13 protein-coding genes are annotated in these 14,038 nt (G+C 67.2%); all 13 read left to right on the forward strand.

Annotated features, from left to right (window positions below):
* Positions 1–40 precede the first annotated feature (40 nt).
* Complete coding sequence (locus ABQZ09_RS10540; protein WP_184552943.1) at positions 41–1,924, forward strand: S8 family peptidase; 1,884 nt, start codon at positions 41–43, stop codon at positions 1,922–1,924.
* Positions 1,925–2,054: 130 nt separating this feature from the next.
* The gene (gene gspE, locus ABQZ09_RS10545) at positions 2,055–3,782 is read left to right on the forward strand and encodes a type II secretion system ATPase GspE (protein ID WP_349776848.1); all 1,728 of its coding nucleotides are present in this window, start codon (positions 2,055–2,057) and stop codon (positions 3,780–3,782) included.
* A gap of 265 nt (positions 3,783–4,047) precedes the next feature.
* Positions 4,048–5,265 carry a type II secretion system protein XpsF gene (xpsF, locus tag ABQZ09_RS10550; protein ID WP_039408345.1) on the forward strand — a complete coding sequence of 406 codons (1,218 nt, stop codon included), beginning with the start codon at positions 4,048–4,050 and terminating at the stop codon, positions 5,263–5,265.
* Positions 5,266–5,493: 228 nt separating this feature from the next.
* Entirely contained in the window at positions 5,494–5,925 is a 432-nt protein-coding gene (gene gspG, locus ABQZ09_RS10555; protein ID WP_039408341.1) for a type II secretion system major pseudopilin GspG, read from the forward strand.
* Positions 5,926–5,934: 9 nt separating this feature from the next.
* On the forward strand, positions 5,935–6,444 hold the full coding sequence (gene xpsH, locus ABQZ09_RS10560) for a type II secretion system protein XpsH (RefSeq protein ID WP_228314332.1): 510 nt from the start codon (positions 5,935–5,937) through the stop codon (positions 6,442–6,444).
* Positions 6,441–6,854 carry a type II secretion system protein XpsI gene (gene xpsI / locus ABQZ09_RS10565; RefSeq protein ID WP_228314333.1) on the forward strand — a complete coding sequence of 138 codons (414 nt, stop codon included), beginning with the start codon at positions 6,441–6,443 and terminating at the stop codon, positions 6,852–6,854. The genes xpsH and xpsI overlap by 4 nt, the downstream gene beginning before the upstream one ends.
* Complete coding sequence (locus ABQZ09_RS10570; protein ID WP_349776849.1) at positions 6,854–7,489, forward strand: type II secretion system protein J; 636 nt, start codon at positions 6,854–6,856, stop codon at positions 7,487–7,489. Before xpsI ends, ABQZ09_RS10570 begins: the two co-directional genes overlap by 1 nt.
* The gene (locus tag ABQZ09_RS10575) at positions 7,486–8,337 is read left to right on the forward strand and encodes a type II secretion system minor pseudopilin (RefSeq protein ID WP_039408329.1); all 852 of its coding nucleotides are present in this window, start codon (positions 7,486–7,488) and stop codon (positions 8,335–8,337) included. Before ABQZ09_RS10570 ends, ABQZ09_RS10575 begins: the two co-directional genes overlap by 4 nt.
* Positions 8,334–9,455, forward strand: coding sequence for a PilN domain-containing protein (locus ABQZ09_RS10580; protein WP_039408326.1), 1,122 nt, complete (start codon positions 8,334–8,336; stop codon positions 9,453–9,455). Before ABQZ09_RS10575 ends, ABQZ09_RS10580 begins: the two co-directional genes overlap by 4 nt.
* Positions 9,439–10,086, forward strand: coding sequence for a type II secretion system protein GspM (gspM, locus tag ABQZ09_RS10585; RefSeq protein ID WP_349776850.1), 648 nt, complete (start codon positions 9,439–9,441; stop codon positions 10,084–10,086). The genes ABQZ09_RS10580 and gspM overlap by 17 nt, the downstream gene beginning before the upstream one ends.
* Entirely contained in the window at positions 10,076–10,873 is a 798-nt protein-coding gene (gene xpsN / locus ABQZ09_RS10590; RefSeq protein WP_184552929.1) for a type II secretion system protein XpsN, read from the forward strand. Before gspM ends, xpsN begins: the two co-directional genes overlap by 11 nt.
* Positions 10,870–13,167, forward strand: a complete 2,298-nt coding sequence (gene gspD, locus ABQZ09_RS10595; protein WP_184552927.1) for a type II secretion system secretin GspD — start codon at positions 10,870–10,872, stop codon at positions 13,165–13,167. Before xpsN ends, gspD begins: the two co-directional genes overlap by 4 nt.
* The gene (locus ABQZ09_RS10600; RefSeq protein ID WP_349776851.1) at positions 13,164–14,003 is read left to right on the forward strand and encodes a glycosyltransferase family 2 protein; all 840 of its coding nucleotides are present in this window, start codon (positions 13,164–13,166) and stop codon (positions 14,001–14,003) included. Before gspD ends, ABQZ09_RS10600 begins: the two co-directional genes overlap by 4 nt.
* The last annotated feature ends 35 nt before the right edge of the window (positions 14,004–14,038 follow it).

Below are 14,038 nucleotides of genomic sequence, written 5' to 3' on the forward strand. Positions count from 1 at the left end.
TCCAAGCCTGATTCACGAAAAACACGAAGAGGATTTCACCGTGATCGACAAGACCTTCCGCCTCACCCCGCTGACCGGCGCCATCCTGATGATGGCCCTGGGTGCATCCGGCACCCTGGCTGCCGCACCGAAACTGCTGGTCAAGGAACCGACCCAGGCAGCGCCGGCCGGCGCCGCATTCAGTAGCCGCCTGATCGTGCGCTACAAGGACAACACTGCCGCTGCGACCGATCGCAGCAGCAAGCTCAATGCCGTGCAGGCCGCTGTCGGCCGCGTTGGCGCCAGTACCGGGGCACGCAGCGCTGCCGCCGCTGCCAAGGCGACGTATGTGCGCAAGCTGGGCATCGGTTCGGACCTGATCAGGCTGTCCAGCACGCTGACTGCCGCACAGGTAAACAAGGTGGTGGTGGAGCTGAAGAACGACCCGTCCGTGGCCGACGTGCAGATCGACCGCATGCTGCGTCCGATCGACATCCAGAAGAACGTGCCGGCCACCGACGTGAGCCCGCAACTGGTGCCCAATGATCCGCTGTACGCGCAGTACCAGTGGCACCTGAGCAACCCGACTGGCGGCATCAATGCGCCGGCGGCATGGGACCTGTCGCAGGGCGCCGGCGTAGTGGTGGCAGTGCTGGACACCGGCATCCTGCCGGGCCATCCGGACTTTGCCGGCAACCTGCTGCAGGGCTACGACTTCATCACCGATGCAGAAGTCTCGCGCCGCCCGACCGATGCCCGCGTGCCGGGCGCGCTGGACTACGGCGACTGGGAAGAGGCCGACAACGTCTGCTACGACGGCTCGGTGGCACAGGAGAGCTCCTGGCACGGCACCCATGTCTCGGGCACCGTGGCCGAGGCGACCAATAACGGCATTGGCATGGCCGGCGTGGCGCCCAAGGCGACCATCCTGCCGGTGCGCGTGCTCGGCCGTTGCGGCGGCTACACCTCCGACATCGCCGACGCCATCGTGTGGGCGTCCGGCGGTACCGTCGACGGCGTGCCGGCCAACACCAATCCGGCCGAAGTGATCAACATGAGCCTGGGCGGCGGCGAGCCGTGCGACTCGGCCACCCAGCTGGCGATCAATGGCGCGGTCTCGCGCGGCACCACCGTGGTGGTGGCGGCCGGCAACAGTGGCGAAGATGCAGCCAACCATTCGCCGGCCAGCTGCAACAACACCATTACCGTGGGCGCCACGCGCATCACTGGCGGCATCACCTATTACTCCAATTACGGCAGCAAGGTCGACCTGTCCGGCCCGGGTGGCGGTGGCAGCGTGGACGGCAATCCGGGCGGCTACATCTGGCAGGCCGGCTACGACGGTGCGACCACGCCGACCTCCGGTTCCTACATCTATATGGGAATGGGCGGCACCTCGATGGCGTCCCCGCACGTGGCCGGCGTCGTGGCGCTGGTGCAGAGCGCGTCCATCGGTCTGGGCGATGGACCGTTGACCCCGGCCGCGGTGGAAGCCCTCCTCAAGCAGACCAGCCGCCGTTTCCCGGTGACCCCGCCGGCCAGCACCCCGATCGGCAGCGGCATCGTCGATGCCAAGGCCGCACTGGAAGCGGTGCTGGTGGAGCCGTGCGACCCGTCCACCGAGAGCTGCGCGCCCACCGCCATCGCCCTGACCAACAAGGCGCCGGTGACTGGCCTGAGCGGCACTGCCGGCAGCGCCACGCTGTACAGCTTCGAGGCCAAGGCCGGCGCCGTGCTGAGCTTCATGACCTATGGCGGCACCGGCGATGTCTCGCTGTACGTCAGCCATGAAGCCGAGCCCAGCGCCACCAGCTTCGATGCCAAGTCGACCCGCCCCGGCAACAGCGAAACCGTGCGCTTCACCGCGCCCAAGGCAGGCACGTACTACATCAAGTTGGTGGGTGCGTCGGCCTATGCGAAGGTGACGCTCGTTGCGCGACAGTAAGCGCATGCAATAGTGTGACCGATGCCCCCGGCTCATCACCGGGGGCATCGTTTTTCAGGGGGATTCAGATGCGTGCGGTTGATCGTCGCGGCAAACTGCTACAGTCGGCGACGGACCAGTGGAGACGAGTGTGAACGCGGTTGCCGTCGATCCAATTGAGCAGCGAAGTGCCGAAACGCGCATCGTCGAAGCACTGCTTGAACGCCGTCGTCTGAAAGACTCCGACCTGCTGCGCGCGCGCCAGTTGCAGGCCGAGTCAGGCATGGGTCTGCTGGCCCTGCTCGGCCGTCTGGGCCTGGTGTCCGAACGCGATCACGCAGAGACCTGCGCCGATGTGCTCGGCCTGCCGTTGGTGGATGCGCGCCAACTCGGCGATACCCCGCCGGAAATGCTGCCGGAGGTGCAGGGCCTGTCGCTGCGCTTCCTCAAGCAATTTCATCTGTGCCCGGTGGGCGAACGCGATGGCCGGCTGGAGCTATGGATCGCCGACCCGTACGACGACTACGCAGTCGATGCCGTTCGCCTTGCCACCGGCTGCACGTTGTTCCTGCAGGTCGGCCTGCGTTCGGAAATCGACGATCTGATCGAGCGTTGGTATGGCCAGGGCCGCAGCGCGATGGGCACCATTGTCGAAACCGCCGATGGCGATGCCAACAGTAACGACGACATCGAAGCGCTGCGCGATCTGGCCTCCGAAGCGCCGGTGATCCGGCTGGTGAATCTGGTGATCCAGCACGCGGTGGAACTGCGCGCCTCCGACATCCATATCGAACCGTTCGAAAGCCGGCTCAAGGTGCGTTACCGCGTCGATGGCGTGCTGGTGGAGGGCGAGAGCCCGCCGGCCAAGCTCACTGCCGCGGTGATCAGCCGCATCAAGATCATGGCCAAGCTCAATATCGCCGAACGTCGCCTGCCGCAGGACGGCCGCATCATGTTGCGCGTGCAGGGCAAGGAGCTGGACCTGCGCGTCAGCACCGTGCCCACCGCGCATGGCGAAAGCGTGGTGATGCGTCTGCTCGATCGCGAAACGGTGGTGTTTGACTTCTACAAGCTGGGCTTCACCGAAGAGTTTCTGCCGCAGTTCCGCAAGGTGCTGGAGCAGCCGCACGGCATCATGCTGGTCACCGGCCCCACCGGCTCGGGCAAGACCACCACGCTGTACACCGCGTTGAGCCAGCTCAATACCTCCGACGTCAAGATCATCACTGTCGAAGACCCGGTGGAATACCAGATCGAAGGCATCAACCAGATCCAAGCCAAGCCGCAGATCGGGCTGGATTTTGCCAATGCGCTGCGCAGCATCGTGCGCCAGGACCCGGACATCATCATGATCGGCGAAATGCGTGACCTGGAGACCGCGCGCATCGCGATCCAGTCCGCGCTCACCGGCCACCTGGTGCTCTCCACGTTGCACACCAACAACGCCGCCGGCGGCATCACCCGCCTGCTGGACATGGGCGTGGAAGATTACCTGCTGACCTCCACCATCAACGGCATCCTGGCCCAGCGGCTGGTCCGCAAACTGGACCTGGCCAATGCCGAATGCTATGCCGCATCGCCGGAGGAGATCGACAAGTTCGATCTGCGCCGCCTGCAGCCCGAGGGCGAGATCTACCTGTATCGCCCGCGCCCCTCCGCCGCCGCACCCACCGGTTACCTGGGCCGCACCACCATCGTCGAGTTCCTGGTCATGAACGACGAACTGCGGCGTGCGGTGATGCGCCGCGCCGGCATGGGCGAGATCGAACAGCTGGCACGCCAGGCCGGCATGCGCACCATGTACGAAGACGGCCTGTCCAAGGCCCTGCGTGGCGAAACCACCATCGAAGAAGTCCTGCGCGTCACGGAGGATGCGTGAGAAGGCCGGGACCGGGGACCCGGGACCGGGGGCCCGGGAACAGCCAAGGCAAGGGCCCAGTGGGGTGCTTCGTATTCGCTGACCAAGGCGCTGGCGCGGTTCGGTGCGGCAGTGGAGTGCTGCTGTCGGGACCCGGGAACAGCCTCGTCAACGGCGCTGTTGGTGAGGCCGCATGCGCCGACCAACGCGCTGCCAAGTCTCAGTGCTGCATCGTGCTGCGTTTCCCGTGTCCCGTGTCCCGTGTCCCTGGTCCCGGTCATTCCTGATGCCGCTCTACCGTTACAAGGCGCTCGACGCCCACGGCGAAATGCTCGACGGCCAGATGGAAGCGTCCAGCGATGCCGAGGTGGCGTTGCGCCTGCAGGAGCAGGGCCATCTGCCGGTGGAAACACGCCTGGCCACCGGTGAGAACGATTCGCCATCGCTGCGCATGCTGTTGCGCAAGAAGCCATTCGACAATGCGGCGCTGGTGCAGTTCACCCAGCAGCTGTCCACCCTGATCGGTGCCGGGCAGCCGCTGGATCGCGCGCTGTCGATCCTGATGGATCTGCCCGAAGACGAAAAAAGCCGGCGCGTCATCGGCGACATCCGCGACACCGTGCGTGGCGGTGCGCCGCTGTCGTCGGCGCTGGAACGCCAGCATGGGCTGTTCTCCAAGCTGTACATCAACATGGTGCGCGCGGGCGAAGCTGGCGGCAGCATGCAGGACACGCTGCAGCGGCTGGCCGATTACCTGGAGCGCAGCCGCGCGCTCAGGGGCAAGGTGATCAACGCGCTGATTTACCCGGCCATCCTGTTGGCGGTGGTCGGCTGCGCATTGCTGTTCCTGTTGGGCTACGTGGTGCCGCAGTTCGCGCAGATGTACGAAAGCCTGGACGTGGCCTTGCCCTGGTTCACGCAAGCGGTGCTGAGCGTCGGCCTGTTGGTGCGCGACTGGTGGATCGTGCTGATCGTGGTGCCCGGCGTGCTTGGGCTCTGGCTGGATCGCAAGCGCCGCAACGCTGCATTTCGTGCGTCGTTGGATGAGTGGCTGCTGCGCCAGAAGGTGGTCGGCAGCCTGATCGCGCGGCTGGAAACCGCACGCCTGACGCGCACGCTGGGCACCTTGTTGCGCAATGGCGTGCCGTTGCTGGCGGCCATCGGCATCGCACGCAATGTCATGTCCAACCTGGCGCTGGTCGACGATGTGGCCACTGCGGCCGACGACGTCAAGAACGGGCATGGCCTGGCAATGTCGCTGGCGCGCGGCAAGCGCTTTCCGCGCTTGGCGCTGCAGATGATCCAGGTGGGCGAGGAATCCGGCGCGCTGGACACGATGTTGCTCAAGACCGCCGACACCTTCGAGCTGGAAACCGCGCAAGCCATCGATCGCGCACTGGCGGCACTGGTGCCCTTCATCACGCTGGTGCTGGCCTCGGTGGTGGGGCTTGTCATCATCTCGGTGCTGGTGCCGCTGTATGACCTCACCAATGCGATCGGCTGAGCGCAATGACCAACATCGCTGCAGCGCCGTCAGCCGGACCCGAGCGGGGCTCGGCATCGGTACGCATCGCTCGTACACTTCGGTGGCAATGCACAGCTCCCTGACCGCAGTAACGGCTTCACGACAACTTTCCGGTGACCGCACGACACCCATGCGGGAACCACTGCAATGGCCGCCGTGTCCTCTGTTGGCGGCAGCATCCTTCATCGACGTGCAAGGAAATCGTTCATGATCAAGCGCTCCATCACCCGTAGTCCGTCGCGCGCAGGCCAGGCCGGCATGAGCCTGCTGGAAATCATTATCGTCATCGTGCTGATCGGTGCAGTGCTCACCCTGGTCGGTAGCCGCGTGCTCGGTGGTGCCGATCGCGGCAAGGCCAATCTGGCCAAGTCGCAGATCCAGACCCTGGCCGGCAAGATCGAGAATTTCCAGCTCGACACCGGCAAGTTGCCGGGCAAGCTCGATGACCTGGTGACCCAGCCCGGTGGCAGCAGCGGCTGGCTGGGCCCGTACGCCAAGCCGGTCGAGCTCAACGACCCGTGGGGCCACACCATCGAATACCGCGTGCCCGGCGATGGCCAGCCGTTCGATCTGATCAGCCTGGGCAAGGACGGCAAGCCCGGCGGCAGCAGCTACGATTCGGACATCAAGTACCAATAAGCCCTCGCCATGCGCGTTGCGTGTCAGCCGTTGCGTCATCGGCATGAAGTGGTCGGCCCTGGTCGTCCGCGCACGCGTGGCACATCGTTGCTGGAAATGCTGCTGGTCATCGCGTTGATCGCCATGGCCGGCGTGCTCGCGGCCGCGGCATTGAACGGCGGCATCGACGGCATGCGCCTGCGCACCGCCGGCAAGGCGATCGCCTCGCAACTGCGCTACACGCGCACCCAGGCGATTGCTACCGGCACGCCGCAGCGGTTCCTGATCGACCCGCTGCAACGTCGTTGGGAAGCCCCCGGCGGCCATCGCGGCGATCTGCCGTCCTCGCTGCAAGTGCGTTTCACCGGCGCGCGCCAGGTGCAGTCGCGCGAAGACCAGGGCGCCATCCAGTTCTTTCCCGACGGCGCCTCCACCGGCGGCCGCATCGATCTGCAGGTCAAGGACGCGCGCTGGCGCGTGGATGTGGGCTGGATCACCGGCGAAGTGCGTTCGGGCCCATTGCGGACGCCGTCGCCATGAGGCGTGAGCGCGGTTACACCCTGATCGAAGTGATCGTCGCCTTCGCGCTGCTGGCGCTGGCCTTGAGCCTGTTGCTGGGATCGTTGTCGGGTGCGGCGCGGCAGGTGCGTGCGGCCGACGACAGCACCCGCGCCACGCTGCACGCGCAATCGTTGCTCGCCCTGCAGGGCATGGACAAGCCGCTGGTGCCCGAGCAGCAGCAGGGCAGCTTCGAGAACGGGCATTTCCGCTGGTCGATGGATGTGCGCCCCTACGACGAGCCGCGGCGCAACCCGCAGGCGCCGGTCGCGCCGGGCGCGCACAAGCTGCTGCAACTGACCCTGGTGGTGCGCTGGGGCGAGCAGCCCAATCAGATGCTGCAGTGGCGCACCTTGCGGCTGGTGGCCGCCACCGCGCAGGACGGCGCCTGATGCGCCGTTCGCGCAGTGCAGGGTTCACCCTGATCGAGGTGCTGCTGGCCACCATGCTGCTGGTTGGCGGCCTGGCGCTGGCCTTTGCCACGCTGCGCTCGGCCAGCGCAGTGAGTCAGCGCGGCGAGGCGATTGCCCAGCGCAGCGAGCGCGTGCGCGCGGTGGAAGAATTCCTGCGCCGCCGTCTGGCGGCCGCGTTGCCGCTGGCGATGAGCATCGACCCGCAGAGCCAGCAGCCGATGCTGTTCGTCGGCGAGCCGCGGCGCATGCGCTTTGCCGCCGACGTGCCGGATTACCTGGGGCGCGGCGGCCCGTATCTGCATGACCTGGCGGTGGTCGGCGACGGCGAGCAGCGCACCTTGCAGATTGCCCTGACCATGCTGCAGTCGGGCAAGTCGATCGAAGAAGGCAGTGCGCTGCCGCCGGAGCCGCTGGCGCAGGACGTGCAGCAGGTGAGCTTCCGCTATCGCGGCATGGACCCGCAGACCGGCCGCCTGAGCGCGTGGTTGCCGCAGTGGGAATGGCACGACCGCCTGCCGCTGCTGGTGCGCATCGACATCCGCAGCGGCGATGCGGCATGGCCGTCGCTGGTGGTGGCGCTGCCGCAATCCAGCAACCCCGGAGCAGGGCAATGAGCCGGATGCGCGGCGCGGCGCTGGTGCTGGTGTTGTGGCTGATTGCCCTGCTCACCGCGATGATCGGTGCGTTCGCGCTCACCGCCCGCGTGGAAGCATTGCAGGGCAGCATGCTGCGCAACGGCGCGCAGGCGCAGGAATACGCGCGTGCTGGCCTGGAATACGCACTTTCGCGCTTGCAAAGCACCGATACCCAGGCACGCTGGCGCGCAGACGGCCGGCGCTATCGTTGGCAGCTGGACGATGCCACGGTGGAGATCCGCATCACTGACGAAAGCGGCAAGGTGGATCTGAACATGGCCGAGCCGGCGCTGCTGGCCGGGCTGGTGCGTGCGGTGGGCGGCGAACAGGGCCGCGACACGCGCATTGCCGGCGCGATCGTCGATTGGCGCGATGGCGACTCGCTGAGCCAGCCTGGCGGTGGCGCCGAAGACCGCGACTATGCCGACGCTGGCCTGCCGTACGGCGCAAAGGACAGCCCCTTCGAAACCCTGGGCGAACTGCGGTTGGTACTGGGCATGGACAGCGCGTTGTATCGCAAGCTGCTGCCCAACCTCACGCTGTACAGCGGCCGCTCGCGCCCCGAAGCGCGCTTTGCGCCCGGCCCGGTGTTGACCGCAATGGGCCTGGATGCGCGGCAACTGCTGGCGCAGCGTGACGCGCCGCTGGGTTTGCCGGGCAGCGAGGCGACGGTCGGTGGCTCTGACACTTATAGTATCGAGAGCCGGGCGCGACTGAGTCAGGGACGCGAGGCTGTGTTGCGGGCGGTCGTGTCCACCAGCGCGTCCGCCGTACCGGGATCGGCCTACACCGTGTTGCGTTGGGAAGAGGGAGCAGCAGTGCAATGACCGCATGGCGGGATACCTTGGGTCGTATCGGCGTACGCGCCATGCCGGGCGCCGGAGGCTTCTGGCGTTGGTGGCAACAATCGCTGCTGGCCTGGCTGCCGCAACGGTGGCAATGGCAATTGGGTCTGTCGCAGGCACGCCTGTTGTTGCAGCTCGATGGCGATACCTTGCAGTTGCTGCGCCAGCGCGACCATAGCCGCGAGGCGGTCGCCAGCCTGCCGTGGCCGGTGCAGCCGCAGGAAGTCAACGCCGTGCTGCCGAGCGCGCTGGATGGGTTGCCGCGGCATTGGCTGCTGCCGTCGGCGCATGCGCTGCGGCGCCCCTTGCGGCTGCCGGCCGCCGCCGCCGCACGCCTGCAGGACGTGGCGCGTTTCGAGATCGACCGGCAGACCCCGTTCACGGCCGACCAGGTGTATTTCGATGCGCGCGTGCTCGACGTGCGCGAAGACGGCCAGCTCGATGCCGAACTGGTGGTGGTGCCGCGGCGCATGATCGACGGCCCGGCCGGCGTGCCCGATGCCTGGACCAGCGCGTTGTCCGGCATCGACGTGGCCGACACCCAGGGCGTGCCGCTGGGGGTGAACCTGCTGCCGCCGGCGCGCCGGCTGCGGCGCAGCGACCCCATGCAGCGCTGGAACCTGATGCTTGCCGCCACCGCGCTGGTGTTGCTGGCAGTGGCCGGCTGGTTGCTGCTGGACAACCGCCGTCAGGCGGCCGACGACCTGCGCGCCAAGGTGCAGGCCAATGCCGCGCGTGCGCGCCAGGTGGCCGCCGAACGGCAGCAGCTGATGGACCTGGTCGAAGGCGCCAATTTCTTCCAGAAACAGCGCGCCACGCGTCCGACCTCGGTGGAAATCTGGGACGAGCTGAGCCGGCGTCTGCCCGGTGGCACCTATCTGGAAAAATTCTCGGTCGAAGGCGGGCAATTGCAGTTGATTGGCCTGAGCAACGAAGCCTCCTCGCTGGTGCGCCGTCTGGAAGGCTCGCCGTTATGGCGCACGCCCTCGCTGACCGGCGTGCTGCAGAGCGATGCCGGTCGCAACGTCGACCGCTTCACCATCACTGCCGAGCTGGCCGGCCCCGACGCCAAGGAGGCGGCCGATGCCACGCAGCGTTAAGCGCGATCGCTGGATCGCTTTGGGGTTGCTGCTGCTGGTGCTGGGCGTGGCGTATCTGGTGCTGGTGCACCCGTGGTTCACCCAGCCGATGATCGCCGTGCAGGACGACCTGCATTCGCTGCGCGAGCGCGAGCTGCGCGTGCGCGTGCAGCTGCAGCAGGCGCCGGAAGTCAGCAAGCGGCTGCGGCAGGCACGCCAGACGCTGGAGAGCCGCCCGGGGTTCCTGCCGGAAACCTCCGCCGAGCTGGCCTCGGCCGGGCTGGTGCAGCGGCTGGAACGCGCGGTGGTGGAAGCCAGCCCTGGTAACCGCAGCTGTGCCATCAGCAACCGCTCGCCGCTGCAGCCGGAGAGCAAGGACCGCTTCACCCGCGTGGCGGTGCAGGTGCGCCTGCGCTGCGGCACGCCGGAGCTGGCCTCGGTGTTGTACAGCCTGGAAAACGGCACGCCGCGGCTGTTCGTGGACAACCTCAATGTCATGGCGCAGCGCTACCAACTCTCTCCCAACGAAAGCGGCAACGGGCTGGATATCGCCTTCGAACTGGCCGGCTACCTGCGCCCCGGCGCCAGTGCCGCACCGTTGAACACCGAGGCCGCGCCCGCCGCCGCCGGGGAGGCCAGCAATGCGCCTTGACCTGATCGGTTTACGCACCTGGTTGCTGGCCACCGTGGTCGGCTGGGCGCTGCTGGTGTGCATCCTGGCGGTGGCCGGCCTGGGCAAGCGCGTGGAGCTGCTGCCCGACGACCCGGCGCTGGTGCAGCGCCTGCCCACGTTGCCGGCACCGGCGCCGGAACGGCTGGGCGCGTTCGAGAAATATTCGGAGATCGCCGCGCACCCGGCCTTCGCCGAGGACCGCCTGCCGCATCCGTTCTTCCTGTCCGGCAACGATGGCAGCGGCGCGGCCTCGACGGTGCGCCTGACCGGCGTGCTGCTGACGGAAAACTTCAAGATGGCCACGCTGACCCTGGACCCGCAGGATTCGGTGCGCGTGCAGCTCGGCGGCGACGCGGTCAAGGGCTGGCGCCTGCTGGCCCTGCAGCCGCGCAGTGCCACCATCGAAGGCCCCGGCGGCACCCAGACCCTGGAACTGCACGTGTTCAACGGCCAGGGCGGGCAGCCGCCCACCGCCAATGCCGCCGCGCGCGGGGCTGCGGGCGCCACCCCGCCGTTGCCCTCGCCCGACGCAGCGGATCCTGCGGCCACGGCGCAACCGCCGCAGCCGCAGCCGGCCACCCCGCCGCAGCCGCAGCCCGGCGGGCAGGCCCCGCCCACGGTGCCGCCGCAGCGCAGCGATGGCGCCCAGGAAGCCCCACGCCCCTCCGACGATCAGATGCGTGCCATCCGCGAACGCATCGAAGCCCGACGCCGCCAGCTGCAACAGCAGCGCCAGAGCGGCTCTACCCCCGGTCAGACCCAATGAGTGAACGCATGACGCCGCGCCTGTTTCCCGTGTCCCTGCTGATTGGCCTGCTGGCCGGTTGCGCCACCACTCCGCCACCGGACGTGCGCCGCGACGCGCGCCTGGACCCGCAAGTCGGCGCTGCCGGCGCCACCCAGACCCCCGCCGAACAGCGCGCCGACGGCGATGCCAACGCCAAGCCCAGCCCGGTGATCCGCCGCGGCAGCGGCACCATGATCAACCAGAGTGCGGCTGGCGCGCCGGCGCCCACGCTGGGCATGGCCAGCAGTGGCAGCGCCACCTTCAACTTCGAAGGCGAATCGGTGCAGGCCGTGGTCAAGGCGATCCTGGGCGACATGCTCGGCCAGAACTACGTCATCGCGCCGGGCGTGCAGGGCACCGTGACCCTGGCCACGCCCAACCCGGTCTCGCCGGCCCAGGCACTCAACCTGCTGGAGATGGTGCTGGGCTGGAACAACGCCCGCATGGTGTTCAGCGGTGGCCGCTACAACATCGTGCCGGCCGACCAGGCACTGGCCGGCACCGTCGCGCCCAGCACCGCATCGCCGTCGGCCGCACGCGGGTTCGAAGTGCGCGTGGTGCCGTTGAAGTTCATTTCCGCCAGCGAAATGAAGAAAGTGCTCGAGCCCTATGCACGGCCGAATGCCATCGTCGGTACCGACCCCGCGCGCAACGTCATCACCCTCGGTGGTACCCGCGCCGAGCTGGAAAACTATCTGCGCACCGTGCAGATCTTCGACGTGGACTGGTTGTCGGGCATGTCGGTGGGCGTATTCCCGATCCAGTCCGGCAAGGCCGAGAAGGTCTCTGCCGACCTGGAAAAGGTGTTCGGCGAACAGAGCAAGACGCCCAGCGCCGGCATGTTCCGTTTCATGCCGCTGGAAAACGCCAACGCCGTGCTGGTGATCACCCCGCAGCCGCGCTACCTGGACCAGATCCAGCAGTGGCTGGACCGTATCGACAGCGCCGGCGGCGGCGTACGGCTGTTCTCGTACGAGTTGAAGTACATCAAGGCCAAGGACCTGGCCGATCGGTTGTCGGAAGTGTTCGGCGGCCGCAGTAGCGGTGGCGATTCCAATGCCTCGCTGGCGCCGGGCGCCGAGAGCAGCGTGCTCGGCGGTCAGCTGGGTAATCGCGACAGCACGATGGGCGGCAGCTCCGGCCTGACCGGTGGCAGCGTCGGCGAAAGCGGCGATGGCAGTGGTTCGGGCAGCTTCGGCGGTAGCAGCGCCATGGGTGGCGGCAGCAGCGGTAGCGGCGGCCTGGGCAACGGCAGCCTGCAGCTGTCGCCGCGCAGCAATGGCAATGGCGCCGTGACGCTGGAAGTGCAAGGCGACAAGGTCGGCGTGTCGGCAGTGGCCGAAACCAACACCTTGCTGGTGCGCTCCACCCCGCAGGCATGGACGTCCATCCGCGATGTCATCGAGAAACTCGACGTGATGCCGATGCAGGTGCATATCGAGGCACAGGTGGCTGAGGTGAATTTGACGGGTGCGCTGCAGTACGGTGTGAATTGGTATTTCGAGAATGCAGTGAGCGTGCCAGTGACATCCGGTGGGCCTGGCCTGCCACCCGCTGTAGGACGCGGCATCTGGGGCGATATTGCAGGTACCGTCACCAACGGCGGCGTGGGCTGGACGTTTCTCGGCAAGAATGCTGCAGCAGTCATCAGTGCCCTGGATACGGTCACCAATTTGCGACTGCTGCAGACACCGTCAGTCTTTGTGCGAAACAACGCCGAAGCCACGCTCAATGTTGGCTCACGCATTCCGATCAATTCCACGTCGATCAATACTGGCCTGGGCAGCGACAGTAGTTTCTCGTCGGTGCAATACATCGATACCGGTGTGATCCTGAAGGTGCGCCCACGCGTTACCAAGGACGGCATGGTGTTCCTGGATATCGTGCAGGAAATCAGCACCCCGGGCGCACGGCCTCAAGCGTGTACGGCAGCAGCCACAACCACCGTCAACAGCGCTGCTTGCAATGTCGATATCAATACGCGTCGTGTCAAAACCGAGGCGGCAGTGCAAAGTGGTGACACCATGATGCTGGCCGGCCTGATCGACGACAGTACGACCGATATCAGCGCTGGCGTGCCATTTCTCAGCAAGTTGCCGGTTGTCGGCGCCCTGTTTGGTCAGAAAAATAAAGATACCAACCGCCGTGAAGTCATCGTCTTGATCACTCCCACGATCGTGCGCAACCCGCAGGAAGCGCGCAATCTCACCGACGAATACGGCCAGAAGTTCAAGGCCATGGAGCCGCTGAAACCCAGCCAGAAGCCGCAATGAGTGCAGCACTGCCCGTCGTGCTGGTGCCGATTGGCACCGACGACGAGGCGCTGGACGCGTGCCTGGGTGCACTGGATGTGGCCACACCCGCAGGTACACGGGTGTGGCTGGCCGACGATGCGCAGGCCGGCCCGCGCGGGCGTGCGGTGATCGAACACTGGTTGGCACGCACTCGATTGCAGGCCCATCACACCCGTCGCCAACGCATGCTCGGCGAGGTGGCGCATCTGGATGAAATGCTCAGCGCCTGCGGCGACGCCGATGTGGTGGTGTTGGGCGTGGATGCCTGCCCATTTCCGGGCTGGTTGAGCCAGTTGAGCGCGTGCTTTGCGCGCGATGCGGCGATCGCCACGGCCACGCCATGGAGCAACGTGGGCGAAGCCTGCAGTTGGCCGCGGCTGGGCGAACTCAACCCGTTGCCGGATGCGCCGGAACGGTTGGCCGCTGCCTGTGCGGCCATGCCGCCGTTGCACCCGGAGCTGCCTTCGGCGGTCGGCCACGCGGTGCTGTTGCGCGGCACCGCGCGACGCAAGGCCGGCGGCCTGGATGCCAGCAGCTACGGCTCGTGGTACGCCGCGCTGGTGGACCTCAGCCTACGCATGGGCGGGCTGGGCTGGCGCAATGTGTTGTGCGACACCGCCTTCGTCGCGTCGCCGCACGAAGGCCGCCCGGCCGATGGCGACATGGATGCACTGGCCACGCGTTGGCCGGCCTGGCATGCCCGCCTGGCCAACTTCCTGATGCACGACCCGCTGCGTGCGCAACGCGAACAACTGAGTCGGCTGCTGGCCGAACTGCCGCCCCCCGATCCACAACGCCTGCTGTTCGACGCCTAGCCGCCCGCAAACAACGCCTTCCATGCATGCCGGCG

Source organism: Xanthomonas sp. WHRI 6106 (genome assembly GCF_040202405.1).
Classification (GTDB): Bacteria; Pseudomonadota; Gammaproteobacteria; order Xanthomonadales; family Xanthomonadaceae; genus Xanthomonas; species Xanthomonas cannabis.

Coding starts and splice junctions, on each gene's coding strand:
- xpsF (WP_039408345.1), top strand. CDS start 4,048: ATGCCGCTCTACCGTTACAAGGCGCTCGACGCCCACGGCGAAATGCTC.
- gspG (WP_039408341.1), top strand. CDS start 5,494: ATGATCAAGCGCTCCATCACCCGTAGTCCGTCGCGCGCAGGCCAGGCC.
- xpsH (WP_228314332.1), top strand. CDS start 5,935: ATGCGCGTTGCGTGTCAGCCGTTGCGTCATCGGCATGAAGTGGTCGGC.
- xpsI (WP_228314333.1), top strand. CDS start 6,441: ATGAGGCGTGAGCGCGGTTACACCCTGATCGAAGTGATCGTCGCCTTC.
- ABQZ09_RS10570 (WP_349776849.1), top strand. CDS start 6,854: ATGCGCCGTTCGCGCAGTGCAGGGTTCACCCTGATCGAGGTGCTGCTG.
- ABQZ09_RS10575 (WP_039408329.1), top strand. CDS start 7,486: ATGAGCCGGATGCGCGGCGCGGCGCTGGTGCTGGTGTTGTGGCTGATT.
- ABQZ09_RS10580 (WP_039408326.1), top strand. CDS start 8,334: ATGACCGCATGGCGGGATACCTTGGGTCGTATCGGCGTACGCGCCATG.
- gspM (WP_349776850.1), top strand. CDS start 9,439: ATGCCACGCAGCGTTAAGCGCGATCGCTGGATCGCTTTGGGGTTGCTG.
- xpsN (WP_184552929.1), top strand. CDS start 10,076: ATGCGCCTTGACCTGATCGGTTTACGCACCTGGTTGCTGGCCACCGTG.
- gspD (WP_184552927.1), top strand. CDS start 10,870: ATGAGTGAACGCATGACGCCGCGCCTGTTTCCCGTGTCCCTGCTGATT.
- ABQZ09_RS10600 (WP_349776851.1), top strand. CDS start 13,164: ATGAGTGCAGCACTGCCCGTCGTGCTGGTGCCGATTGGCACCGACGAC.